This window comes from Pseudoalteromonas sp. 1CM17D, assembly GCF_023161805.1.
Taxonomy (GTDB): domain Bacteria; phylum Pseudomonadota; class Gammaproteobacteria; order Enterobacterales; family Alteromonadaceae; genus Pseudoalteromonas; species Pseudoalteromonas atlantica.
This window is the reverse complement of the sequence record NZ_JALNTP010000012.1, coordinates 47,814-72,392: the sequence shown is the minus strand read 5'-3', so window position 1 is coordinate 72,392 and position 24,579 is coordinate 47,814. Positions and strand designations below refer to the sequence as shown.

General features: G+C 41.9%; 20 protein-coding genes. 7 read left to right on the top strand and 13 right to left on the bottom strand.

Features of this window, described 5'->3' with window-relative positions; all coding sequences use genetic code 11:
* The first annotated feature begins 79 nt into the window (after positions 1-79).
* On the top strand, positions 80-742 hold the full coding sequence (locus tag MSC25_RS17780) for a cytochrome b/b6 domain-containing protein (RefSeq protein WP_138685494.1): 663 nt from the start codon (positions 80-82) through the stop codon (positions 740-742).
* 62 nt (positions 743-804) lie between these two features.
* On the opposite strand, the gene MSC25_RS17775 is transcribed toward MSC25_RS17780, so the two are convergent.
* A complete protein-coding gene (locus MSC25_RS17775; protein WP_024032101.1) occupies positions 805-1,257 on the bottom strand; it encodes a cytochrome c in 453 nt (150 codons plus the stop codon).
* A gap of 214 nt (positions 1,258-1,471) precedes the next feature.
* Between MSC25_RS17775 and MSC25_RS17770 the strand changes: the two genes are divergently transcribed.
* Entirely contained in the window at positions 1,472-3,805 is a 2,334-nt protein-coding gene (locus MSC25_RS17770) for a S8 family serine peptidase (protein WP_248444113.1), read from the top strand.
* 11 nt (positions 3,806-3,816) lie between these two features.
* A complete protein-coding gene (locus MSC25_RS17765) occupies positions 3,817-4,350 on the top strand; it encodes a hypothetical protein (RefSeq protein ID WP_024032099.1) in 534 nt (177 codons plus the stop codon).
* Positions 4,351-4,400: 50 nt separating this feature from the next.
* On the opposite strand, the gene MSC25_RS17760 is transcribed toward MSC25_RS17765, so the two are convergent.
* Positions 4,401-4,865, bottom strand: a complete 465-nt coding sequence (locus MSC25_RS17760; RefSeq protein ID WP_004589012.1) for a DUF2721 domain-containing protein — start codon at positions 4,863-4,865, stop codon at positions 4,401-4,403.
* Positions 4,866-5,103: 238 nt separating this feature from the next.
* Between MSC25_RS17760 and MSC25_RS20305 the strand changes: the two genes are divergently transcribed.
* Positions 5,104-8,811, top strand: a complete 3,708-nt coding sequence (locus MSC25_RS20305; RefSeq protein WP_282448155.1) for a S8 family serine peptidase — start codon at positions 5,104-5,106, stop codon at positions 8,809-8,811.
* A 133-nt stretch (positions 8,812-8,944) separates the two neighbouring features.
* Positions 8,945-11,131 carry a S9 family peptidase gene (locus MSC25_RS17740; RefSeq protein ID WP_248444111.1) on the top strand — a complete coding sequence of 729 codons (2,187 nt, stop codon included), beginning with the start codon at positions 8,945-8,947 and terminating at the stop codon, positions 11,129-11,131.
* A 42-nt stretch (positions 11,132-11,173) separates the two neighbouring features.
* Here MSC25_RS17740 and MSC25_RS17735 read toward each other — a convergent pair whose 3' ends face one another.
* From MSC25_RS17735 to MSC25_RS17720, 4 genes are read right to left on the bottom strand one after another with little or no spacing between them, the layout of a single operon-like run.
* Positions 11,174-12,658 carry a HAMP domain-containing sensor histidine kinase gene (locus tag MSC25_RS17735; protein WP_248444109.1) on the bottom strand — a complete coding sequence of 495 codons (1,485 nt, stop codon included), beginning with the start codon at positions 12,656-12,658 and terminating at the stop codon, positions 11,174-11,176.
* Positions 12,659-12,668: 10 nt separating this feature from the next.
* Positions 12,669-13,394: a response regulator transcription factor gene (locus MSC25_RS17730; protein WP_054983697.1), complete on the bottom strand. Its 726-nt coding sequence runs from the start codon at positions 13,392-13,394 to the stop codon at positions 12,669-12,671.
* Between the two features lie 58 nt (positions 13,395-13,452).
* Positions 13,453-14,187 carry a spondin domain-containing protein gene (locus MSC25_RS17725; RefSeq protein ID WP_064384528.1) on the bottom strand — a complete coding sequence of 245 codons (735 nt, stop codon included), beginning with the start codon at positions 14,185-14,187 and terminating at the stop codon, positions 13,453-13,455.
* An 11-nt stretch (positions 14,188-14,198) separates the two neighbouring features.
* Positions 14,199-14,900 carry a spondin domain-containing protein gene (locus MSC25_RS17720; RefSeq protein WP_024032094.1) on the bottom strand — a complete coding sequence of 234 codons (702 nt, stop codon included), beginning with the start codon at positions 14,898-14,900 and terminating at the stop codon, positions 14,199-14,201.
* Positions 14,901-15,081: 181 nt separating this feature from the next.
* On the opposite strand from MSC25_RS17720, the gene MSC25_RS17715 reads away from it, so the two are divergent.
* Positions 15,082-15,447 (top strand): DUF4870 domain-containing protein, encoded by a 366-nt coding sequence (locus tag MSC25_RS17715; RefSeq protein WP_024032093.1) that lies wholly within the window; start codon positions 15,082-15,084, stop codon positions 15,445-15,447.
* A gap of 55 nt (positions 15,448-15,502) precedes the next feature.
* Positions 15,503-15,937 carry a YqaA family protein gene (locus tag MSC25_RS17710; protein ID WP_024032092.1) on the top strand — a complete coding sequence of 145 codons (435 nt, stop codon included), beginning with the start codon at positions 15,503-15,505 and terminating at the stop codon, positions 15,935-15,937.
* A 2-nt stretch (positions 15,938-15,939) separates the two neighbouring features.
* Here the strand turns inward: MSC25_RS17710 and folX are convergent, their stop codons facing one another.
* The 7 genes from folX to ycaO form a co-directional block, all read right to left on the bottom strand.
* Positions 15,940-16,296: a dihydroneopterin triphosphate 2'-epimerase gene (gene folX, locus MSC25_RS17705; RefSeq protein WP_024032091.1), complete on the bottom strand. Its 357-nt coding sequence runs from the start codon at positions 16,294-16,296 to the stop codon at positions 15,940-15,942.
* 2 nt (positions 16,297-16,298) lie between these two features.
* On the bottom strand, positions 16,299-16,853 hold the full coding sequence (gene folE, locus MSC25_RS17700; protein WP_055015863.1) for a GTP cyclohydrolase I FolE: 555 nt from the start codon (positions 16,851-16,853) through the stop codon (positions 16,299-16,301).
* Positions 16,854-16,875: 22 nt separating this feature from the next.
* A complete protein-coding gene (gene folM / locus MSC25_RS17695) occupies positions 16,876-17,595 on the bottom strand; it encodes a dihydromonapterin reductase (RefSeq protein ID WP_058547725.1) in 720 nt (239 codons plus the stop codon).
* Positions 17,596-17,728: 133 nt separating this feature from the next.
* Positions 17,729-18,565 (bottom strand): ammonia-dependent NAD(+) synthetase, encoded by an 837-nt coding sequence (gene nadE / locus MSC25_RS17690; protein WP_248444107.1) that lies wholly within the window; start codon positions 18,563-18,565, stop codon positions 17,729-17,731.
* A 69-nt stretch (positions 18,566-18,634) separates the two neighbouring features.
* Positions 18,635-19,261, bottom strand: coding sequence for a DUF480 domain-containing protein (locus tag MSC25_RS17685; RefSeq protein WP_055255385.1), 627 nt, complete (start codon positions 19,259-19,261; stop codon positions 18,635-18,637).
* Positions 19,262-19,302: 41 nt separating this feature from the next.
* Complete coding sequence (locus MSC25_RS17680; protein WP_248444098.1) at positions 19,303-22,665, bottom strand: ATP-binding protein; 3,363 nt, start codon at positions 22,663-22,665, stop codon at positions 19,303-19,305.
* A gap of 114 nt (positions 22,666-22,779) precedes the next feature.
* Entirely contained in the window at positions 22,780-24,540 is a 1,761-nt protein-coding gene (ycaO, locus tag MSC25_RS17675; protein WP_248444096.1) for a 30S ribosomal protein S12 methylthiotransferase accessory factor YcaO, read from the bottom strand.
* Positions 24,541-24,579 lie beyond the last annotated feature (39 nt).

The following is a 24,579-nucleotide window of genomic DNA, read 5'->3' as shown; positions in this document are numbered from 1 at the left end:
CAGCGGTAGTAAAACTTTGGAATAATGGCTTTAGTATCAAAATAATGTGCCAGAGCCTGGCAACAAGTTGAGGATGTATATGCAAAGTATAAAAGTATGGGATGGCTTTATAAGAAGCTTTCATTGGTTATTAGTGATTAATATTGCTGTGCTTTACTTTAGCATTGACGAGGGCATGATTGAGCTTCATTTTGTGGCTGGCTTTTTCGCAATCGCATTAATAGTGACCCGTTTAGTTTGGGGGCTGGTGGGCAGTAAAACGGCAAAGTTAAGCGCGTTACTGCACTCGCCAATAGCAGTATTTAAAGAGTTTAAAAATCCTAGTAAAGGGGTGGGTCATTCGGCGCCAGGTAGCTACATGGTTTTGTTGTTTTTTGTACTTATTATAGTGCAGTTAGTGACCGGGCTAATGAGCAGTGATGGCATTTTGACTGATGGGCCTTTGGTTGAGTATGTGTCGAGCTCAACGGTTGATTTTGCAAATTGGCTGCACCGCCTTAATTTCGATATTTTATTTTATGCCATTTGTCTGCATGTTACTGCCATTGTTGTGTATAAAATAAAAGGAAAACCACTTGTCAAAGCAATGATCACCGGTAAACAGGCTAACAGCGAGCAAGCCACTCAAACTAATATAGATAACACGAAAGCTCCTTGGTTGGCGTGGGCTATTTTTGTTGGATTGTTAGTGCTACTGGCAGTTACGTGGGGCAAAGAACCACTTAGTTATTTGCTAAGTTAATAGCTAAAAAAAACAAAACGGCGCATAAAGCGCCGTTTTAGTGTGAATTGTTTTAATTGTAATTAGTCTTTAAATTGCTTGTGGCAATCTTTACAGCCTTTGGCCCATGCGCCAAATGCTTTACCAATTACCGCCTTATCGCCAGATTGAGCTGCTAAAGCTAGCTTATCTGCATTGGCAGCAAAGGCATTGGCTTTTTTAACAAAGGTTGCATTATCAGACCATACATCAGCTAATGCTGCTGTATCACCTTTATCAGTGCCTTCGTAAAACGCTTCCCATGGCATTTTAGAAAGGGCTGCTGCGTTATTAGCGCGCATTTTAAATTGCTCTGCATCAAAAGGAATTTTACCTTTTAGCATCGCGCCCATATCGCTAATTTGCACTGAAATCATAGAAAACGCAGCTTGACGGTATTCAATAGCATCACTTGGCTCTTTAAATGCAGTATTTGCAGATACGCTAAGTGTACATGTTGCTAAAGCAACCCCTGCTAAAAATTGTTTTAATTTCATGTTTTGCCCCTGTAAGAAATTATATCTACTAATTAGACATCTTGAATCGATTACTTATTTTATTCAAGTGAAACTTTAGTGTCTCATAGCCTGTTTTCTGAATATATCATTACAGCTTGTCAGTTTATTGTTAACGACTGTAAACAGCGCGTTGTTATTAAGTGCCCTGTTGTGTACCTTGAGTCATCATAAAAATAATTAACGAAGGAAGTTTATGAAGCATAATATTTTTAAAATGTCGGCACTTTCTGCCGCAGTAGTTATGACGCTAGCAGGGTGTGGTGGCAGCGACAATGACAATAATAGCCAAGTTGCTGTAGTAACTGATGTTGCACCAAAAGCAAGCGATGTAGCCGTTGCTGGTTTAAAGCAATGGGTACCTGTAACTGCTGAGTTTAATGCAAGTGATAACGATGGCGATACACTTAGTTATACATTTACTGAAAATGGTGAAGCGGTTGAAGCGCAAGATGGCGTATATACTTTTAGCCATGGCTTACTAACAGTTGAAGGCGATACCTTTACTTACGTTCCTGTTTCAGGCGAAGACGCGGTAATTGATTACACCGCTAATGCAAATGGTAAGTCGGCGTCTGCGCAATTAACAATTAGTGATATTGCAACTGACCCGTTAGCTAATCAGCAATGGCACCTGCGTAACACAGGTCAAAAGTCGTACGCGCTAAGCGATGAAATGAAACAAGGCCTAATTGATTTATATGTCAACCAATTAGGTTACAGCGAAGAAGAAGCGCAAACTATTTTTGACGAGGATTTTGCTGAATCAGAAGCAGAAGAATTGGTTGCTGGCGAAGATATGAACGTAGCAGCTGCGTACGCTCAAGGTGTTACAGGTGCTGGCGTAACGGCGGTTGTTGTTGACTCTGGTATGGAAATTCGTCACGAAGACTTAGTTGATAACGTGTTACCAAACCGTTCTTTAAATTTAGATGTTGATGTGTTGGATCGCACCGACCCTACTAGCCTGTCAAATAGCGGCGACCACGGTACCAGTGTTGCAGGCTTAATTGCAGCGAAAGGTTGGAATGGTAAGGGCGGGCGCGGTGTTGCACCAGATGCTGGTCTAATTGGCATGAACTACCTAGGTGGCGATAAAATTGAGCAAACTGATTTACTCGCGCATGGTTTCCCAGGTAGCGGTATTAGCACATCAGAAAATATTTCTGCGTTTAACCGCAGCTACGGTATTACATTCCCAACGTTTATTGGCTACTCAGAGCTAGATGAAGCTATCGAGTCATACCCTAACCTTAACCTTCGTGATGGTAAAGGTGCGCTAAACATGAAGTCGAGCGGTAACTCGTTTGTAGATGGTAGCGGTGAAGGGTCATTATGTGCCGATAACGGCGCAAATGAGCTAGGCCTTACTTGTTATAACGGCGCGTTTGAGCCAAGCCAAGGTCATCCATATTACTTAAGCGTTGCAGCTGTAAATGCTGATGGTACGCATACAAGCTACTCAAGCGGTGGTGCTAACTTAATGGTTTCAGCCCCTGCGGGTGAATATGGGCGCTGGGCGCCTGCCATGGTAACAACTGATCAAATGACCTGTATTAATGGGTACTCAGGCTTTAATGGTAGCTCGATTACGGCATGGGCTGCAGCATATGGCGAAGACTTTGCTGCATCGCAATACCCATTCAACTACCCAGGACATGAAGATAACGCTAGCTGTAACTATACCTCAACGTTTAATGGTACTTCTTCGGCAGCACCTAATGCGTCAGGTGTAGTATCACTGATTTTATCAGCTAATTCAGAGCTAACATGGCGTGATGTTCGTCATATCTTAGCTACTACAAGCACAGTCAACGATGCAGAAGATGAAGTTGTAACGCTAAGCGTTGGTGAAGGTGAATTTGTAGCGCATGACGGCTGGGTTGAAAATGCAGCAGGTTATAACTTTAATAACTTATACGGTTTTGGACGTGTAGATGCTGGTGCTGCAGTTGCGATGGCAAAAGAGTACGACGTAGCATTAGGTGAGCAAGTTATTACAGATTGGAGTGGTGTTGGCTCTGTTGTTGAAGAAGAGGCTCTTACACTAGAAATCCCAGATAACAGTGCCGCGGGTGTTACGCAGCAAATCACTGTTGAAGAAGAGCTAAACATTGAAGCAATGCAGTTTAAGTTTGATGTGAGCAATACTGAAATGGGCTTTGGTTTAGCGGATGGTACGCAAACCTCTGCTGGTACCGATTTAGCAATTGAAGTGACGTCTCCATCAGGCACACGCAGTGTATTACTAGCGTCTAAGCAAGCTCTATTTTACCCAGCTTATAGCTTTACTAACGGTTGGAACACAGGCTATGTTTTAAAAGATGCGGTACTACTGTCTAATGCTTTCTATGGCGAGACAACAAAAGGTACTTGGACTATTCGTGTTCTTGATGCAGCAGCAGATAGCTTTGCATTCAGCGATGGCGGGGATAACGGACTTGGTGCCGTAGGTATTTCAAATAACCGTGCCGCAAGCGTTTTAGAAGGCGTTTCGTTGAGAGCATTTGGTCACGCAGGTCAAGAGTAAGGAATATAGATATGAAAATGAATAAATTAGTTATTTTAGGTGCTGCTGCGTGTATTTCTCTAAGTGCAACAGCGAGTTCAGTAGCAGATAAAGAGCTGCAACTTCCAAAAAAGCCGGTAAATAGTGTGAAATACAGCAAAACCGACTTTGGCTCTTACGTTGTAGAAAAAAACTTACGTTTAGTACCAACAAGTGTTGCTGCTGATGAGTATGTTGTTTCTACTAAAGGTGAGATGGCGGTTGTTGAGTCTTCTGAGGCTTCATCGTTAGTAACAAAAGGTACACTGGTACGTAATGTCCTAACAAACAACTTAACGTCGCTTTCTGGCAATATTACTGTTTTGCTTAAAGATGGCATGAACGCAACAGAGGTAGCTCAGCTGTCTGGCTTAAAGGTAGTGTCTGTTTTCCCAGGTACTAAAATAGCGGTTTTAGCTGTTAATGATGGTCAAGATATTTTAGCTGCTGCAGAGCAATTAAAGTCATCTGATTATACTAAAGAAGCGCGAATTGAAGTGTTAGAGACTATTTATACTGCACAATAAAATTAAAATGTTGTGATAAAAGCCCGAGAAAATCTCGGGCTTTTTTATTGCTAATCGTTAATATCAGCAAATATCATCCCTCGGCGCATACTACGTGTGGCCAAAAATACCTCGCCAAGTAACGACATAAACCCACATATTAATAAGGCCATTGCAGCCACAAAACAGCTGGCAATTGTTACCCCTAAATTAATAGACTGAATGTGTGATAAAAACAGCAGCATAACCACAGCGCATACTAGCAAGGCGCTTAGCACGCTCATACTAAAAGCAATATGAATACATCGAGAGCGTTTTAACAGGGCTCGCAGCTCTGTGGCTAGGGTTTTATTAAAGTCTTCATCGGTGCTTACCTTGAGTTTTCGCTCAAGTTGTCGCGCACGGTCAGTAATGCGGGCTAAACGATTAGATAGAACCCCGAGCGTGGCAGCAATACCCGTAATTAAAAAGACAGGGGCGACGGCAGTCTGAATTACTTTAGCCATGGTTAAAATATTTATAACGTCGTTACTCATTCATTTTCCATAGAGAAGTTAGGTTTTGTTTACAGTGATTTACAAATCACAAAAAGAGAAAAACTTGTTTAAAATTAGTTTGTTGTGATGTTTTTGCGATGCTATTCCTGCAGTTTTGTAATCCAATTGTAATTGAGTTGTTGCTAGCCTGAGGGCTGTAGTTCTATATTAAAATCACAATTCTAATCACATTGAATTGAGTAAATACAATAATATAAAACTCACTCCAGGGGAAATAATGTCTAATATAACACTGAAAAGAACCGCTATTTCATCAGCTATAGGTTTAGCTATGATGTCATACGGTGCAGCCGCCGCACCTGATTTATCTAAAGGATATGTCCCAGAAACATCAAGTGTAAAAACATACTCTCAAGATAAAACCATTTCTACTAAAGCACGCTATATTATCCAGCTTGAAGACGAGCCGCTAGCAACCTACAAAGGCGGCATTGCAGGGCTTGAAGCAACCTCTGCAGCAGTAACTGGGGATAGTAAAGTTAATCTATCTTCAGCACCTGCGTTAAAGTACAGCAGCTACTTAAAAGCAAAACAAAAAAGTGTAGCGCAAGTAGCCGCATCTGTTAGCGGTGGCTCAGTTTCACATTCATTTAGTACGTTATTCAACGGTATCGTGGTAGAAGGTGAGCAAGGTCAACGTGAAAAACTCGCTAAACTTGCGGGTGTAAAAAAAGTATTTTTAGATACTGAGTACCACACATTAATGGATGCTTCTATTGATGTGATTAGAGGCGTTGAGGCATGGCAGGCGCTTGGTGGTCAGTCTGAAGCTGGTAAAGGGGTTAAAGTTGCTATTATTGACTCGGGTATTCGCCCAGAAAACCCTATGTTTTCAGATGTGGGTTTCGCAGCTGCAGAGTTTAGTGAAGAAGAAGCGGCTTACATTGCAGAAAACCCAGATTACTGTCGTATAGAGGGTGGTGAAGCCGATTTTTGTAATAATAAATTAATTGTGGCGCGTGCATTTGGCCCAACACCAAGTGATGTTCACCCTGATGAATATATTGGTTCTCCACTCGGTTACGACGGTCACGGAACGCATGTTGCTGGTACTGCTGTAGGTAACCCAATTGAAATTACTTACCAAGACAATAACGTGTCAATTTCAGGTGTTGCACCAGCGGCCCAGTTAATGGCTTATAAAGCGCTTTGGCACACAGCCGATGGACGAGGCAGCGGTACTACCGTTGCACTAATGGGGGCATTAGAAGCGGCCATTAAAGATGGCGCAGACGTAATTAATAACTCGTGGGGCGGTGGTGCAGGTGGTAATCCATCAAGCAGTGCATACAGTGATTTATTCACAGCTGCAGAAGAAGCGGGTGTAGTGGTTGTAACCGCAGCAGGTAACGATGGTAACGGCGCACAAACTATTGGTTGTCCTAGCTGTATTGAGTCTGGTTTAACAGTTGCCAATACGCAAACAGGGCGCTTCTTCTCTCAGCAAATTGAAGTGGCAGGTGAAACCTATTTAAGTCTTGAAGGAAGTAATGGTTTATTAACAGACCCTATTTCACTTCCTATTATTTCGGCGCAAGTGATTGCTCCTGATAATTTTGAAGGGTGTGAAGAGTTTGCTGAAGATATCTCATTTGCAGACTCTGTAGCATTAATCTCTCGTGGTAGCTGTGCGTTTTCAGCCAAAGCTGAAAATGCGGCGAAAGCAGGTGCAGCAGCGGTAATTATCCACAACAATGTTGCTGGCGGTGCAATGGGCATGTCTATGGATGACGCCACAATTCCAGCCTCAGCGATTAGTCAAGAAGATGGTTTAAGCTTGGTTGAGCTGTTAACTGCAGCTGAAGAGCCGGTTATTGCTTCACTCGACCCTAGTGTTAAAAGAACAATTCAAGAGAAATTTACTGATGCAGTAAACTCTTCAAGTTCGCGTGGTCCTAATGGTGAGCCTAGCTTCTTAAAACCTGATATTGCAGCGCCAGGTACAGATATTTTATCTGCGTACTCGCCAGATGAAGGTAATGGTATTACCTTTAATGCGATTTCAGGCACAAGTATGGCGAGCCCTCATGTTGCTGGTGCAGCAGCATTGATGAAGCAAGCTCACCCTGAGTGGAATGCGGTACAAATCAAAACGGCACTTATGAGCTCATCTAAAATGGATGGTCTACATAAAGAAGACTTAGTGACAAAAGCTGATGCATTTGATGTAGGTGCCGGACGATTAGATATGCCTAATGCGCTAGAGGCAGCACTTACATTTGATCATGGCTCTTACGCCGATCCAAGTTGTTTAAGCGTTTGTAGCTTCTCAAATACCGTGCAAAATATGACTGATGTTGCTGGTGAGTGGACTGCAAAAGTAGTAACCGATATGCAAGGCGCTGAAATTACGGTTTCGCCTAGCACCGTTATGCTTGGCGCGCACGGTTCTACCTCTACAGACTCTGAAGGTGCAGAAACAAGCACAGACATGGCTGAATTTAACTTAGATATTGATTCAACATTTAACGATGTTAAAGGTTGGAACTTTGGCCATGTAGTGTGGACTCATACTAAGACAGGTCAAATCGCTCACTTACCATTTGCTATCTACGATAACGAAGCAACCAATAGCAGTGTGTTTAGTGCAACAGTCGATGCCGATTCTTTAAATTCTTCTACTCCAGCAAAAGTAGGTGTGCAATTTAATAATACTCTGTTCACTGACGAGCTATCAGTAAATGTAAAACTTGACGAAAATGCGGAGCTTCTTAAAGGTGCTGCCCCTGTTGTTGAAGTGACTAATGGTGCAGGTGAAGTAACATTAAGTGAAGACAATAAAGAGCTAACCTGGACTGGCACATTGGGACCAAAAGAATTTGCTATTAATAGCAGTGATTTCTTAGGTACCTTCTCATTGGCTGATGAAGGCATTGAACCACAAGCGTGTCCTGACGGGTGTGATGAGATAACCATTACGGTTGAAGCTGACTTTATTTTTGATGGGAAAGAGTACTCAGCATTTACTATCTCAGATAACGGCTTTATTGCTGTTGGTGCAGATGTAAATACTACTAACTCTTGGAGCCCTCAAGCAATGCCTAATGCACGTACACCTAATGGTGTTATTGCGCCGCTTTGGGCTGACTTTGATTTAGCTGGTGGCACGAGCGGTGGCGGTGATCTTTATGTGGCTAAATTTGATAGCGGCTATGTAGTTGTAGAATGGCATGACGTTGAGCTTTGGGGTAGTTCTTTAGGTGATAAGTACACGTTCCAAGTGATCTTAAAAGAAGGCACTGATGAAGTTCGTATGAACTACATTGATGTGCCTGCTTTACCTGCACCTTACTCAGCGGGTGTAGAGTCTGCTGATGGCAACGTAGGTGCAATGCTGGACACAGTTCCAACGGGTAATGCTATTGGTAGTGGCTACTTAGTCGATCAAATCAAAGGCGGTGTTGTTGATATTCAATATCAAGCCTTTGCAAAAGATCGTAGCCATTACACAGCTGCAGATGCAGTAGAAGTTGATGAAGAGCAAACAGTGACTATTGATGTATTAGCCAATGACATGGCTGAGTCGCGTTTTGTATTTGACGCAGTAGCTTCTTCAGAAACAGAAAATGCAGAGTTCTCTGCCCATAAAGGTGTAAGGATTAAAGGCAGCTTAGTGGCATCAACTGTTGAAGTGGTTTCAGCACCAGCAAATGGCTCTACAACCGTGAATGAAGATGGCACGATTGATTATACGCCAAATGCACAGTTCTCTGGTGAAGATAGCTTTACATACACAGTGCGTGAAGCATCAGGCACTAGCGCCGAAGAAACTATGGTATCAATCGTTGTTAACGATACCATTGCAGACCCTCAGCCAGTGACGCCAACACCAGAGCCTGAAAGCAATGGTTCATCGGGCTCACTAGCTTGGTTAACATTACTTGCTGCGCCGTTTGTATTTATGCGTCGTCGTAAACAAAAGTAATTTTATAACTAGCACGTTATTTTAAAGGGAGCCTCGGCTCCCTTTTTACATAGCTTCACAAACTAAATTACACCACGCTTTATTATTAGGTATATTTAATAGCACCAATAATAAAAACCATAGAGATTTCATAATGATTCGTTCTTCATTCACGCTAGCCGCGTTATCACTAGCTGTGCTAGCCGGGTGTGATAATGCGCCAAAAAGTACACCTTCAGATACAGCAACTACTATGCAAACACAACAAACAGAAAAACCAATGAGCGCCGTGGCGCCAATTGCTAAAAAAGTACCTCATGAAATGACGATTCATGGCGATACGCGTATTGATGATTACTACTGGTTGCGTGATGACGAGCGTAAAGCGCCAGACGTTATAAGTTACTTAAATGCTGAAAACGTTTATACCGAGGCAATGCTTGCGCATACTCAAACATTGCAAGATAAGTTATTTGAAGAGTTAAAAGGGCGTATTAAAAAAGACGATGACTCGGTGCCTGTTAAAAAAGGCGACTATTTTTATTCATCACAAACGCGTGGCGAAAACGAATACCCTACCTATGTTCGCAGTAGCGATTTTAAAGGCACTGATCAGCAAGTTATTTTAGATGTAAATGCGTTGGCCAAAGATCACGACTACTTTGCTGTAAGTGGCTTATCTGTAAGTACTAACGGAAATTTAATGGCGTACGGGGAAGACACCGTTAGCCGTAGAATTTACACCATAAAGGTAAAAGATTTAACCACAGGCCAATTACTCGAAGACACGCTTGAGGGAACAAACGGCGGCGTTATTTGGGCAAACGATAATAAAACCTTTTACTACATTAAAAAAGATGCACAAACCTTACTTGGCTATCAAGTTTTTCGCCATACGTTAGGTACACCGCAAAGCGATGATGAACTTATTTACGAAGAAGCTGATACAAGTTATTACACGGGTATTAGTAAGAGCAAAGATGGCTCAGAAATATATATTTGGCACAGCAGCACCAATGCCTCTGGTATGTCGGTACTCAGCGCAGATGATAATAAAGCAAAACCTAAGCGCTTAATTGAGCGTGAGGACGACCTAGAATACAGTATTTCAAAGCTTGGCAATACGTATTACATCGTCACTAACTTAAATGCGGTTAACTTTCAGCTTATGAAGGTGGATGTAGATAAAGCGCATGATAAAGCAAATTGGCAAACGGTAATTGCGCCGCGCGATGATATTAAGCTAGAAGGCGTTGATTTATTTAAAGACTACCTTGTATATCAAGAGCGAGAACTGGGTCAGTCGCGCCTTATTGTTCGCCATTTATCGACTGGAGATGAGCACACGCTAAGCTTTAACGACAGTGCCTATACCATTGCAAGCTATGGCAACAACGATATAAACAGCGACAAATTACGTGTTTATTATACCAGTATGACGACACCGGTTTCGTCTTACGATATTGACCTTAAATCAGGTGATAAAACCCTACTTAAACAGCAAGCCGTGTTAGGTGATTTTAACGCAGATAACTATGCCTCGGAGCGTATTTTTGTAGGTGCGCGCGATGGTATAAAAGTCCCCGTAAGCTTAGTGTACCGTAAAGATGCATTTAAAAAGGATGGCACAAACCCATTACTGCAATATGGTTATGGCTCGTACGGCGCCACTATGGACCCTACTTTTTCAAGCTCACGTTTAAGCTTATTAGACCGTGGCTTTGTGTTTGCTATAGCGCATGTGCGTGGTTCGCAAATGTTAGGGCGCCCATGGTATGAAGACGGCAAATTATTAACTAAAAAGAACACTTTTAACGACTTTGTTGATGTAACCAAATCATTAGTGGCACAAGGTTATGGCGCAAAAGACGAAATATTTGCCTACGGTGGTAGTGCTGGTGGTTTATTAATGGGCGCGGTGGTTAACCAAGCACCAGAGCTATATAAAGGGGTGGTTGCAGCAGTGCCTTTTGTTGATGTAGTCACCACCATGCTTGATGCAAGCATACCACTTACTACTAATGAGTATGGTGAGTGGGGTAACCCAAATGAAAAAGAGTACTACGATTACATGCTGTCGTACTCGCCGTATGATCAAGTCTCAAAGCAAGCGTATCCTAATATGTTAGTGACTACCGGTTTACATGACTCACAAGTTCAATACTTTGAACCGGCTAAGTGGGTTGCAAAGCTGCGTGACTATAAAACAGATGATAATAAACTGCTGTTTAAAATAGATATGGAAGCCGGCCATGGCGGGGCGTCTGGTCGCTTTAAACGCCTAGAAGATACTGCGCTAAACTATGCATTTATGCTTGATTTAGCCGGTATTAAAAACTAACAAAATCAAAATTAAGTAATGCTCTAAAGGTACAGCCGTTGGCTATACCTTTATTTTTTGCGGCAAGTTAAAGCTAAACATAGTGCCTTTGCCCAGCTCACTTTGTACATTTATTTCACTGTCCATAAGTTTTAGTAACCCCTTACAAATAGCCAGCCCTAAGCCACCTTGTTGGCGCCCTTCGTTATTTGAATTTGAAGCCTGGTAATGCGGATTAAAAATCGCGTTTAGCTCATCATGCTTAATACCCACGCCGGTATCAGAAACCTGCACAAATAATTGCTTTTCATCAATACGCTTAACGTTTACAGCTATGCTGCCGCCTTTAGGTGTGTGCCTTATTGCGTTATCAATTAAATTACTTAAAACACGCTCAAGTTTTGCAATATCGGCTACTACAGGAAAATCGCAAATTGCAGGCTCTACCGTTAAGTTAAGGCCTTTTTTCTCGGCGGTTAGAGAAAACTTAGCAATGCAATCGTAAATAAGCTCACCTAAATTAAAGGTTTCTTTGTGAATGCTTATTTCGCCGTTTTCTAAATGGGCTAATTCAAAAATTTGTTCAATAAGCTGTTTAAGCTGCGCGCAGTTATTAAGGGATACATGTAAGTATTCTTGTTGTTCTTGAGCGCTTAATTGTGACCCCGACTGATTAAGCACCTCTAAAAACCCCTGCAAAGAGGCAAGAGGGGTTCTTAAATCGTGAGATAAGTGGGTAAGCAACTCCTTGCGCTGTTTATCGCTTTGCTCAAGTGCTTTAAATTGCTCGTCAATCCGGGTAACCATCGCTTGAATGTTACGGCCTAAACTGTGCACTTCGTTACTTTTTTGGGTTGAATAGTTACTGAGCTTGGTATCGGTAAGGCTGTAATTAGCTGCTTCAATATTGCTTACATCACGGGCTAATCGCTGAATAGGGTTGGTAAAAAAGCGCAGTAAAATAAGCATCGCAATCAGTAAAAATGCAAGTGCAGCTCCAAGCCATAATGCGGCAAGCCATAGTTTGTCATTATTTTTAATTGTGTTTAAAGAGGTATCGTAAGCTTCACCGCCAATAATTACATACAAGTACCCTTGCAGCTTATCGTTATTAAAAACAGGCGCTACAGAGAATATTTTTTGCTGCGCTTTATTTCTTGGATCATCACCATAAATTGGCGCTGCAGCTGGGTTGTTAATCAGCTTTTTTAAGGGGGCTAAATTAATATGAGTGCGTTTAACTTTACCAGGCTCTGCTGAGTAAGTGAGGATTTTTCCGTTTTCATCTACAAAATAAAACTCAAATGCGGGGCCTAATAACATTAAGGTATGAAATAGGTTTTCTAGAGCTGCGTAGTCGTATACACCCTCTTTTATTAATGGGTTATCTTGTACTAAATGCTCAGCTAGGGCTAAGTGCAGGTTTTGCTCGCCATGATGTTTTGAGGTGAGCTCTAGTTGTTTACTCCAGCTGTATACGAGTGCACAAATAAAGCAAAATATAACCACCAACGACACCGCTAATTTTTGATACAAAGATAGGTTCATAATAAGGCTCTTAAGTAAGTTGGCTTGGATTTAGTTTGTAGCCAACGCCCCAAACGGTTTCGATAATAGGCGCTTGATGATGTAGCTCAAGTTTGGCGCGTAACCTATTTATATGTGAGTTAACGGTATGCTCGTACCCGCTGTGCTGATACCCCCATACTTTGTCGAGTAATTGCTGGCGGCTAAAAACATGGTTTGGGTGGCGAGCAAAATATACCAGTAAATCAAATTCAGTGGCGGTGAGGTTAAGTGCTTGTTCGTCTAAATAAACTTGATGTGAGCTAAATTCAATATTGAGTGAGCCTATATTTAGCCTTTGTTCGTTGCACGGGCTGTCGTTTTCGTTATTTTGAATCGCTAGAAGTTGTGAGCGGTGGCGTAATTGTGTTTTAACGCGGGCTTGTAATTCGCGAGCAAAAAAGGGTTTGCAAATATAGTCATCAGCACCCATTTCAAGACCAATTACACGGTCCATATCGCTACTGAGCGCGGTAAGTAAAATAACGGAAATGGTAGGGTAGTGCTCTTTAATTTTACGGCATAAACTCAAGCCATCCATTTGTGGCAGGTTTATATCCAGTAAAATAAGCCCGTAAGGTTGTTTTGCTATTTTTTTTAATGCGAGCTCAGCGCTTACAACATGGTCAACATGCAAATTTAACGCAGCAAGTTGAGTTGTTATTAATTGCCCTATTTCTCTGTCGTCTTCTACTACCAGTATTTTTTCGTGCCGCATGGTTAACCTCGTAAAAAAGGGACATCCGTGTCGCCTCACATCCCCATTACAAGCTGTTTTACTGTGTACGAGTGATCACGATTTTTGATACTGGGTTATCAAACTTATGTTCAGCACCTAGTGCAGAGTTTGATAAGCCATCTTGATTAGACACAACACCTGGGTGCATTGTGATTATATCGGCAATATCGTCGCGTATTTCGTTAAACCCTTCGCCGCCAGCAGCGGGACCAGGCACAGTGTCAGCTGTTTCTGTATTTGCTTCCGTACCTGCATCGTAAACGGGCGTCGTTCGTGATATTGAACTGCCTACTTCCAATGTTGATACATCTACAGAACTAAGACCGGTAAAAGCGTCATTTGTATTCCCAAGCATGGCAGCAAAAGATAAATTAAGAACATCTTGTGCATCAACTAAAAGGGTTACAGAGGTTGTTTCGCCAGGGCCAATACCACCTTCAGCCGAGACTGAAGCAAGTGCATTTTCATCGCTAAGGTACTCTTCATTAGCGCCGCTTTCTGCAATCATTTCTAAACCAACAGAAGCCGTCTCACCAAATTTCCATGGTGGGGTTTCATCAAATGCAATGACCGAGAGTGGTGATAGTGGTTGTCCAGCCGTTAAGTTACTAAAAGTGATAGTAAACTCATAAACAACAGGTTCGGGCTCTACAACAACCACAGGTTCTTGATCTTCAATAGAGTCGTTATTATCGTTATCGCCACATGCGGCTATTGAGCTGGCTAACAATAAAATAAGCGCACTTTTTTTAAAATTAGAAAGAGATGACATAATTAACTCTCCTATTTAACCGTCACAGTTAATTTTGCAACGGGGTTTAACCATCTGTGTACAGTGTTATTCAAATCACTGTTTCCACCTTCTAGGTCATCATCGCCAAGGGCACCCGGGTGAATGTGCACCATCGTATTTGTATCGCCAGTTGTAATACCTGTACCGTTAGTGCCTGCTTGGCCGCCCGGCGCAGCAGGGATACCTAATACACCAGGTGCACCCGAGCCTTCTACTACAAGTTCGTTATTTGCTTCTGTACCTGCATCATAACCATTGAGGTAAACAGTATAGGTGCCTGCTTCTGTTGGAACTTTCCAGCTATCAAGGCCTACAAAGCCATCATTGGTTGGCAGTAACATAGCCGCTACAGATAGGTATTCGTTGCCATCGGTAGTTGTGAGCTCTGCTGTTGCAGATGCCGCGGGTGCTAAAAGGCCTGCCGCTGGGTTTTCTGCAATATCGCTGCTCGATGCTGACGCTTGAGTAACAAGTGCTGATATATCGCCGCCTTCAGCCATTGCTTGCAGTGCAGCAGAGGCTTCGGTTGCGACTTCAAATAATTTATCTTCGCTATCGTGTGCTGTTATTAGTACCGGTGTAAAGTAGAGGCCTTTAGTAAGGTTAGTAATTTCTACTTCTAGCTCTGCTGCCAATGTTGATTGGCTAGCTACTGCTAAAAGGGTTGCAACTGTAAATGCTGAAGCTTTCATTATTATTTCCTGTAAGTGATGATTCAGGCTAAGTATTGAATAACCACCTCAAGAAACTCTCACAAAGTTATCACTTTTTTATCACAGCGGGTTAGGGCGTGTTATTTAACAATATAGCTGCCTCTATATAGACACCTGCTCAATAAAAAGGCAGTATGTATTAACTAATAAGGAGAGCGTAATGGAAGAAAATCAACAGCTTGAGCCGTTATCAAAAGACGAAAAAACATGGGCTATGCTTTGCCATTTAAGCGCTGTAGCCGGTTTTGTTATTCCGTTTGGCTCTATACTTGGGCCATTAGTGGTATGGCTTATTAAAAAAGATGAAATGCCAATTGTCGATTTACACGGTAAAAAATCGCTTAATTTTCAAATTACTATGGCTATAGCTTACTTTGTATGTTTTTTACTAGTATTTGCCGTAATCGGCCTCGTTTTGCTGCCTTTAGTGGCTATTTTTTCTTTTATCATGGTGGTTTTAGCCAGTATTAAAGCCAACGAAGGGAAAGAGTTTAATTACCCACTGAGTCTAAATTTGATAAAATAAATGACGACCCTTTAATAAACCCAGCTGTATGCTGGGTTTTTACTTTAAGTACTTAATGCTTTATATCACCTTATTTTTTAGTGCGTTTGTGTCCGCTACTTTATTACCAAGTTCTTCAGAAGTGGTACTTGTTACCATGATAAGCCAAGCAAAAGCTAATCTGTGGCTGCTGTGGTTAGCCGCTACTTCAGGTAATGTGCTAGGAAGTTGTGTTAATTATTGGTTGGGAACTCATGTGCTACGTTTTAAGCACAAAAAGTGGTTTCCGGTATCGGCCAAGGGGCTTGAAAAAGCGCAATCTCAATTTAAAAAATATGGGGTATATAGCTTACTGTTTGCTTGGCTGCCGATTGTTGGCGACCCACTAACGGTAATTGGCGGCATATTTAAAGTGCGTTTTAGTCTGTTTTTATTATTAGTGAGCATTGGCAAAGGCGCGCGGTATTTAGCCGTTATTGCCCTTGCCAGTGGTGCACAAGCGGTTTTGTAAAGTTACTTTGACCAATCAAGCGTGAGCGAAACTGAGTCGGCAAAGCGCAGTGCATGCGGTTTATCTACTCTGGCTTTTGCGTAATGCACGCTTGGATGTGTATGGCATACTGCAAGTATTTCGGCAACCAGCTTTTCAAGCAACAAAAAGTGCCCTTGCTCTACTAGGTTTATCACCTCTTTGGTGATCACTTTATAGTTAAGCGCTTGGTCCACTTCGTCTGTTTTACAGGCGTCATCAGCAGGGTAGTGAATTTCTAAATTAATCACTACATCTTGCTTTTTTTCCCGTTCTTCTGGGTTAAAACCAATAAATGTACGTAAGCGTAAGTTGGTTACGTTAATAATTGCGTTGGCCATAATTAACCCTTAATAAGCTGTAAAAACTCGTTACGCGTTTTAGAGTCACTTCTAAAGTTACCTAGCATTACAGAGGTACGCATGCTTGAGTTTTGCTTTTCTACACCGCGCATCATCATACACATGTGTTTAGCTTCAACAATAACACCTACGCCTTTAGCACCGGTTACTTCTTCAACTGCTTTAGCAATTTGATGAGTAAGTTGCTCTTGAATTTGAAAGCGACGAGCAAACATATCAACAATACGCGCAAACTTAGATAAACCTAGTACTTTGCCATCGGGAATGTAAGCAATATGGCAACGACCAATAAATGGCAATAAATGATGCTCACACATAGAGTAAAGCTCTATATCCTGCACAAGCACCATGTCATCAGCGTCAGAGGTAAATACCGCATTGTTAGTAATTTCATCAAGCGTTTGACGATAGCCTTTAGTTAAGTATTCCATCGCTTTTGCTGCGCGTTTTGGTGTGTCTAGTAAACCTTCGCGATTAGCATCTTCGCCTACAGCGGTAATAATATTTTGATAACTTTGTTTTAATTCGTCATGCATAAATTTCTCAGTCTAGTGTGTTCTACTTTAAATGGCGTCCGCCATCTACGGGCAAAGCGCGGCCTGTGATGTAGTGGCTTTGCAGTAATAAATCAATACTGTTAATAATCTCTTGGCAACCGGGCTCAATACCCATTAATGATTTTTTAAGTGTCTTGGCGCGATAAGCTTCATCGTCATGTTCATTAAAAATGATTAATGATGGCGCTACTGAATTTACTTTTATATTAGGCGCATATTTAGCACTAAATGACTTTGTGAGATTATCTAGAGCAGCTTTACTTGCTGCGTAAGCTAAATGTTTAGGGCTGCCAGTTTCTACAACATAATCAGTGAGATGAATAATATCTGCTGGTACATTATGGCTTGCTTGATAATTAAGTAATAAATCAGCGCACAATAAATTAATTAAATAAGGTGTTTTTGCATGAATACGCATCATGCTATCAAACAGCACGGCAAAGTCTGGGTTATTAGCTTCGCAGTCCCAACTAGATGCATTATGAATAATAGCGCGCAAGCTACTGGTGTGCGTGTTAAGTGTATTTATAAATGTGCTAATGCCAGTATCGTTACTAAAGTCAGCAAAAATACACACAGCACCTTGTTGCTCTAGTAAATCAACAGCCTGATGACGTGTGCGATAAGTTATAATAACGCTTTGCCCTTGGGCTAAATAATGCTTGGCAAGTGCTAGGCCAATGCGTTGGCCTGCGCCGGTAATTAAAATAGGCGATGTCATATAATGCAGTATTCTCTATGGCGGGCAGTTAATAATATTGAATGCGTTTATTAGGCAATTTATACGCAATACAGTTGTGGCTAGATCAAATAGCAACTAACGCCTATTGGCATTAGTTGCTATTAGCTATAGCTTATAAATCGTCGTAAATAGTCGGAATTGCTTGGCGCTTATGCTGTGTGCGCAAGTATATATCTACAAGCTTTTGCTCAACCTCTTTTGAAACCTCTTTAGCTTCTAAAAAGTCATCTATTTGCTCATAGCTCAGTCCTAATGCTTCTTCGTCGGTAAGGCCTGGTCTGTCGCTTTCTAAATCTGCAGTAGGTGCTTTAGTAACGAGTAAATCAGGAGCGCCTAATGCCGTAGCAAGAGCGCGTACTTGGCGTTTTGATAAACCAAATAACGGTGCTAAATCGCATGCGCCATCACCAAATTTGGTGTAAAAACCAGTAATGTTTTCAGCGCTGTGATCGGTACCCACAACGAGGCCTTGGCAAAAACCAGCTATTTCGTATTGCGCTACCATGCGTTGGCGTGCTTTTACATTACCTTTTACAAAGTCAACTTTAGCTTGCTCAGGTAGCTCTTCACCACTGCCTACTACTGCCGCCATAGCTTGCTCGTGTAATGCATCGGCAGCAGGTTTTACGTTGACGGTCATGCGTTTACTTGGCTTGATAAAATCAACGGCCATTTGCGCTTCGTCTTCATCTGCTTGTACACCGTATGGCAAGCGAACCGCAATAAATTGGTACTTATTAGTGTTTTGCTCTGCGTTTAGTTCATCTACGGCTAATTGGCACAAGCGCCCGCAGGTCGATGAGTCAACACCGCCGCTAATTCCAAGCACTAGCGATACACTATGGGCTGCCACTAAACGTGCTTTTATAAAGTTAACTCGACGGGTAATTTCGGCGTTTACATCAATAGTTGGCTGAACTTTCATTTCAGCCATAATTTCGGCGCGCATGGCCAGCTCCTCGTTATTTAATAAGTTGTTTTTAAATAGGCTTACATTATCTGGTTTAGTGGTTATTAATTAAAGTCCTAAATGTGCTTTTATACGGCTAAGCTCGGCTTTTAGTTCCTCAATTTCTGCAAGTAACTCGTTAATTTCATCGTTTTTAACTTCTGCGACTTCTGTAGCTGGCACTGGGCTTGGCGCTACTGCTGGGTCAGCAAAAAGGTGCATGTAGCGACTTTCTCGTTTGCCGGGCTCGCGCTCAAGCTTTGTTACGTAGTCATCTTTTGCTAACGCGCTCAGGGCAGTTTCTACTTCGCTAACGTTTGTAAAGTCAGCTAGGCGAGCGCTGCGCGTTCTTAGCTCACCGGGTGTTTGTGCACCGCGTAACAGCAGTAAACATATAATAGCCCGTTGCTGCGTGCTCCACTGTAAGCTACTAAATTCTGTATTACAAAAACGGTGATCGTATTTATTAACTCGTCCCGAAAGCCCTTCGTCTAGCGTTACAAGGCGCTGACTTATAAGCTCATCCAGTGTTTGTTGCACCTCACTTTCGCTCAAGTTTACAACCGGGTCTCGATTTGATTTTTGGTTACACGCATTCGTCAGTGCGTTCAACGACAGTGGATAATGCTCGGGTGTAGTGCTTTGTTTTTCTAAAAGGCAGCCAATAACGCGCTGCTGATTTGCTGATAAATGCATGGCTTTTCTTTATTAGTAAACAGTATTTTTAGCTTACACCTTTATTGTGTACCAAGCCATTGTTGTAATTTAGGCTCTAGTGCTGCGGAATCTAAAGGTTTGGTTAAATAATCGTTCATTCCTGCATCGAGGCACTTCTCTTTGTCGCCCTGCATTGCGTTTGCCGTTAACGCAATGATTGTAATATGTTTATTATGCTTGCCCGCTTTGCCTTCGCGTATAGCTTGCGTGGCTTGGTAGCCATCCATCACGGGCATTTGGCAGTCCATTAAAACTAACTGGTATTTTTTGTCTTGGCTGCTGTTTAGCTTATCTAGTGCATCTTGGCCGTTTTGTGCAATATCAAAGGTAAGCCCAACTTGTTTTAACAACGCTGAGGCCACCACCTGATTTACTTTGTTATCTTCTACTAAAAGCACTTGCGCCTGCGCTGATATTTCTTTGGGCTTTTCGGTTAACTCATTTTGAAGTTGTGCTTGGCGCTGTTGTTGCTCAATGTATTTATCGTTAGTGAGTGAATCAAATAAATCTGACGGGGTGAGCGGTTTAAATATCAGGCAGTCTATATTTATGCCAATGTTGTTATGCTCTTGCGAATAACTCATTGGTGCCATAACAACTAGTTTGCTTTGCTTGGTGGTTACTCGGTTTTTTAATGTATTTATTTGTGGGTGCGCAGCTTGCTCAAAAAAATGATAATCGACTAGCAATGCATCTGGCTGGGTATCGCAGTTATCAAAATAATTAATGATGCCGCTATAGTCATTTAAAATATTAACGTGTGCGCCCCATACGCGTAATTGTTTGGCGGCAATATTGGCGTTAAGTGTGCAGGCATCAATAATTAAAATATGTTTGTTATTAATTAAGTGGCTGGGTAGATCTTGCGCTTTAGTTAAACGGGGCTGTATTTTTATAGAAAACGAAAAAGTGCTGCCTTCATTTAGCATGCTGGTTACGCTTACTTCGCCTTCCATTAGTTCACAAAGCTGCTTAACAATAGCTAGGCCAAGGCCTGTGCCGCCAAACTGGCGGGTGGTTGAGGCATCGGCCTGAGTGAATGAGTCGAATAAGGTTTTTTGTTTTTCTGCGTCTATTCCTATGCCGGTATCAATAATAGAGCAATGTAAAAAACTGCCATCGGTGGTTTCATCTATCTGCGCGGTCACCAGAATTTGCCCATCAATAGTAAACTTAACGGCATTGCCAATCAGGTTATTTAAAATTTGACGCAACCTATTCGGATCGCTAATTATTTCGCTGATAGTAATTTGGGTGGCATCTAAAATGAGATTGGTATTATTTTGCTCCACTTTAAGCGCAAACGACTCAACAACTTCACCAAGTAATTTAGGTAAGTTAAATTGCACATTTTCTATATCAAGTTTACCTGCTTCAATTTTAGAAAAGTCTAAAATGTCGTTAATTATATTTAACAGCGACTGAGCTGAAGATTGTGCAAGCTCAATATGGTGCTCCTGCTGTTGGTTGAGCTGAGTGCGCTTGATAATATTTAGCATGCCCAGTACGCCGTTCATGGGGGTTCTTATTTCGTGGCTCATACTGGCTAAAAATTCACTTTTAGCCATTACAGCTTGCTCTGCAGCTTCTTTGGCGGTGACTAGCTGTTGCTCTGTTTCAATACGTTGCTGACTTGAATGCAAGCTGCCCACGAGGGCGGCTACAGCAATTAAAAAGCTTTCTTCGTTACGTGACCACGGGCGCATTGAAGCACATTGCTCAGCGCATACTATGCCAATGGAGCCACTTCCCGCCGGTATGATTGCGCACAGCATGGCATTAATATTGAGCGGCGCAAAGTAATGCGCTTTAAGGGGTTTTAGTAGTGGGTGATTTTGGGCATCACTGGTGCTAAACACTGCGTGTTTTTCTATGGCTTCAAAAAAATCTGGCGCCTCTTTTTTAAGCCATACCGCATTATTATTACCCATTCTGTTTTCAATATTATGGGCTGCTATAGGACTCAATGAGGTTTTTGAGCTATTAAAAAACCAAATACTGGCTTGCTCAATGTTTAATGCATGGCAAATAGATTCAGTAATAACTTGTTTAGATTGGCTTAATTGGCCACTTAAAATAAGGTCGTTGGCTGTAAGCGACGCTAAAATTTCGTTATGTAGGGCAATTTTGCTGTTTTCAAGCTCAATACGCTTACGGGTATCAATATTTTGCAATGAGCCAAATATTCTTACACAGCGCTCGTTTTTTCGCTCAGCTTCACCATGAATAAGCACCCACATTTCGCGCCCTTCAGAGTCAATTACTTCAAGTTCGGCTTCGTAACTTTTGCCTTCTTTAATTGCAGATTCAACCAGCTGAGTGATACGTTCTCTGCTTTCACCGGCTTTAAAGTAATTTAAATTTGTAGGCCAAGTAGGCTCTTTATTTAGCGGGTACTTAAATATTTTTTTGGTCATATCTGACCAATACACTTGTTTGGTTTCTAAATTAAATGACCACGCCCCAATTTGGGCAAGATCACTCATTGCCTCCAGCATTTTTTCGTTTTGTTGCTGGCGGTTTAGCATTTTTAAAAAGAATAAGAACGCCCATATTAGTAATCCGCAAATAATTATAATGGCAATTCTAAGCGGCCATATAGTTGAAGGTGCGGGGCTCCAACCTTCTTTAGGGGCTACGTATAATTGCCAGCTTCCCCCTTGAAAATTAAGTGTAAAATCAAGCGGCTCTTGTGAGGTTATATTGTTATTGCCATAAAAAAACTCGCCTTTTTTGCCTAAACCATGACGCCCTTGAATAGCAATGTTGTAGTTTTTTTCAAGCTCTTTTATGCCTGAGTTTTTATACACTTTTTCAATGTCGAGCACCACCGATAACAACCCCCAAAAGCGGTTTTCGGGCGGAATATAAACAGGCACTCTGGCAATAAGGGCAATGTCGCCTTGAACCAGTTTAAGTGGCCCTGCCATAACAATAGTATTGGTATCACGGGCTCTAATGGCGTCTAGGCGCTGGTTTTTGTTTTCTAAAAAGTTTAAGCCAATGGCTTTTTCGTTACCTTTTAGTGGGTAAGACATACGAATTATCATGTCGGGTGCACCACCAATATGGCGCAGCTCACTGGAGGTTTTAAACAAAGGCGCGGCAATTTGTTCAAACCGTGCTTGTTGTAACTCAGGTTCAGCTGATACAGCAACCGCTAATCCACGAACAAGCTGAATGTTTGATACCAAGGTGGCCTCTAGTTGTGCACGGTATGTACTTACTTGAGATAAAATTTGTAGGCGGTGGGCGTCTTTTGCGCGATTGTAGTTAATTCTATCTAACACAATGCTCACTAATATTATTAGCGTAAGCGATAACCAAAAGGTCAGCTTATAGTTGCTAATAGTGTTTTTTTTGTTGTTATTTTTTGGCGGCATTGGCTAAGTCATGCTGTTATTTTAGGCAATTTAACTATAGCTAATTTATTGTATAAATAAAAACGGCGCTGATAAATTAGCGCCGTTTTATTTTTATAATTAGTAGTTTAACTATTAAGCGTCGGTTACTTCACGTGCCCAATGGTTTTGCTTAGCGACATGTAACTTACGGTAACCATCAAGTAGTGCTGCATGCTTTTTAAAGCCTTCAAGCGATAAACCAGGGAAGGTTAAACCATTAAATAATTTACGGCCTTCTGCTATTTCAATAGCCAGCGTTACGTTATCGCTGCCAAACATTAAACCCAGTGCATCTTGGTAGTCGGCGTAGTCGCGCTCGTCATCGTATTTAATTTCAAGAATGGCTTTTAAACAGCGGAAGTGGCGCATTGCATCTTCGTTTACTTGGCCTGTGTGTAGTATCCAGTCTACCCAATCAATGGCTTCTTCGTTGCCTGCGGCTAAACATAAGTGCGCTTTAAGCTCACCAATACGCAGTGTATGCCATGGTGTGTCGGCATCGGTGGCAAGGCCAATAAATTCAGCAGCACGGATAATATCGCTGTGGCCTGCTTCTTCTAGGCTGTCGTAAATGTCCATCCACTGCTGCGCATTGTACTGATCAAGCGATAGGAATGCTTCACGGAATTTAGCGCCTTCGTTGTTGTTACGCCAAATTAGTTCATCTACTGGGTAAATGTCTGACATACCTGGTACTAAAATACGACATGCATACACGTTTAAGTGTGTGTAATCCATAATGTAAATGTCGTGGCCCATGCTGTGAATTAAGTCAGTACAGAAGTTGTATTCTTGCTCTGTTGTACCGCTAAAGTCCCAATGAACAAAGTCAAAGTCGGCGTCGGCACGGAAAAAGTCATGCGAGATTAAACCGCTTGAGTCGATAAAGTGCAGCTCAATGTTTTCAGGCGTTGCAACTTCATCGTTATCAAAAGTAGCTGGTTGGAACACATCAAGTTGATCAAGGCGACGACCTTGTAGTAGCTCGGTAACCGTACGCTCAAGGGCTACTTCAAATGATGGGTGAGCACCAAATGAGGCAAACACAGAGCCATCAACAGGGTTAATAAGCGTTACGCTCATTACAGGGTATTTACCGCCAAGTGATGCATCGGCAATACGTAAATGAAAACCATGGCTGCGTAGCTCTTCACACGCTTCGTGAATTTTAGGGTATTGCTTTACAATCTCTTCAGGGACGATAGGTAAACAAATACCTTCTGCGATAATACGGTTTTTAATGGCGCGCTCAAATACTTCTGATAGCCCTTGTACGCGTGCTTCAAATTTAGTGTTACCTGCGCTCATGCCGTTAGAAACAAAAATATTACCAATTACGTTTACCGGAATGTATACGTCTTGGTTATCGCGTTGGCGTGTGTATGGCAATGTACAAATGCCGCGCTTGTTATTACCTGAGTTAAAGTCAAAAAGGTGTGAAGCATTAAGCTCACGCTCTGGGTCAAAGTAATCCCAAAGGCTTTCGTCCATTATGCCTTCTGGCACTTCATTGCCTTCAACTTTAAACCATTTCTCGTTTGGATAATGAGTAAAGTCGCTGTTTGCAAATTCTTCACCTAGGTAAAAGTCGGCAAAAAAGTAATTACAGCTTAATCGTTCAAAGTATTCACCTAACGCAGAGGCGATAGATGCTTTATCGGTTGCGCCTTTACCATTGGTAAACATAACACCGCAGTCGCTGTCTTTTATATGAACTGAATAACAGTTAGCTACAGGGTTAAGCCAAAGTGCTTCTTCAACATTGATGTTTAGCGCTTTTAGCTTGTTTTGCATGGTAGAGATAGACGATTCTAGGTCGCGGTCTTTACCTTTGATAAATGTTTTTTCAGTCATATGAGTCTCAACTAGATCTGCACAAAATGTGGAATGGCT

What these genes read in the sequence shown, in the direction of transcription:
- MSC25_RS17740 (WP_248444111.1), top strand. Translation starts at nt 8,945, where the DNA reads ATGATTCGTTCTTCATTCACGCTAGCCGCGTTATCACTAGCTGTGCTA.
- MSC25_RS17715 (WP_024032093.1), top strand. Translation starts at nt 15,082, where the DNA reads ATGGAAGAAAATCAACAGCTTGAGCCGTTATCAAAAGACGAAAAAACA.
- MSC25_RS17710 (WP_024032092.1), top strand. Translation starts at nt 15,503, where the DNA reads ATGCTTTATATCACCTTATTTTTTAGTGCGTTTGTGTCCGCTACTTTA.
- ycaO (WP_248444096.1), bottom strand. Translation starts at nt 24,540, where the DNA reads ATGACTGAAAAAACATTTATCAAAGGTAAAGACCGCGACCTAGAATCG.
- MSC25_RS17720 (WP_024032094.1), bottom strand. Translation starts at nt 14,900, where the DNA reads ATGAAAGCTTCAGCATTTACAGTTGCAACCCTTTTAGCAGTAGCTAGC.
- folX (WP_024032091.1), bottom strand. Translation starts at nt 16,296, where the DNA reads ATGGCCAACGCAATTATTAACGTAACCAACTTACGCTTACGTACATTT.
- MSC25_RS17760 (WP_004589012.1), bottom strand. Translation starts at nt 4,865, where the DNA reads ATGAGTAACGACGTTATAAATATTTTAACCATGGCTAAAGTAATTCAG.
- MSC25_RS17775 (WP_024032101.1), bottom strand. Translation starts at nt 1,257, where the DNA reads ATGAAATTAAAACAATTTTTAGCAGGGGTTGCTTTAGCAACATGTACA.
- MSC25_RS20305 (WP_282448155.1), top strand. Translation starts at nt 5,104, where the DNA reads ATGTCTAATATAACACTGAAAAGAACCGCTATTTCATCAGCTATAGGT.
- MSC25_RS17685 (WP_055255385.1), bottom strand. Translation starts at nt 19,261, where the DNA reads ATGCATTTATCAGCAAATCAGCAGCGCGTTATTGGCTGCCTTTTAGAA.
- MSC25_RS17730 (WP_054983697.1), bottom strand. Translation starts at nt 13,394, where the DNA reads ATGCGGCACGAAAAAATACTGGTAGTAGAAGACGACAGAGAAATAGGG.
- MSC25_RS17680 (WP_248444098.1), bottom strand. Translation starts at nt 22,665, where the DNA reads ATGCCGCCAAAAAATAACAACAAAAAAAACACTATTAGCAACTATAAG.
- MSC25_RS17735 (WP_248444109.1), bottom strand. Translation starts at nt 12,658, where the DNA reads ATGAACCTATCTTTGTATCAAAAATTAGCGGTGTCGTTGGTGGTTATA.
- nadE (WP_248444107.1), bottom strand. Translation starts at nt 18,565, where the DNA reads ATGCGCGCCGAAATTATGGCTGAAATGAAAGTTCAGCCAACTATTGAT.
- folE (WP_055015863.1), bottom strand. Translation starts at nt 16,853, where the DNA reads ATGCATGACGAATTAAAACAAAGTTATCAAAATATTATTACCGCTGTA.
- MSC25_RS17780 (WP_138685494.1), top strand. Translation starts at nt 80, where the DNA reads ATGCAAAGTATAAAAGTATGGGATGGCTTTATAAGAAGCTTTCATTGG.
- MSC25_RS17725 (WP_064384528.1), bottom strand. Translation starts at nt 14,187, where the DNA reads ATGTCATCTCTTTCTAATTTTAAAAAAAGTGCGCTTATTTTATTGTTA.
- folM (WP_058547725.1), bottom strand. Translation starts at nt 17,595, where the DNA reads ATGACATCGCCTATTTTAATTACCGGCGCAGGCCAACGCATTGGCCTA.
- MSC25_RS17770 (WP_248444113.1), top strand. Translation starts at nt 1,472, where the DNA reads ATGAAGCATAATATTTTTAAAATGTCGGCACTTTCTGCCGCAGTAGTT.
- MSC25_RS17765 (WP_024032099.1), top strand. Translation starts at nt 3,817, where the DNA reads ATGAAAATGAATAAATTAGTTATTTTAGGTGCTGCTGCGTGTATTTCT.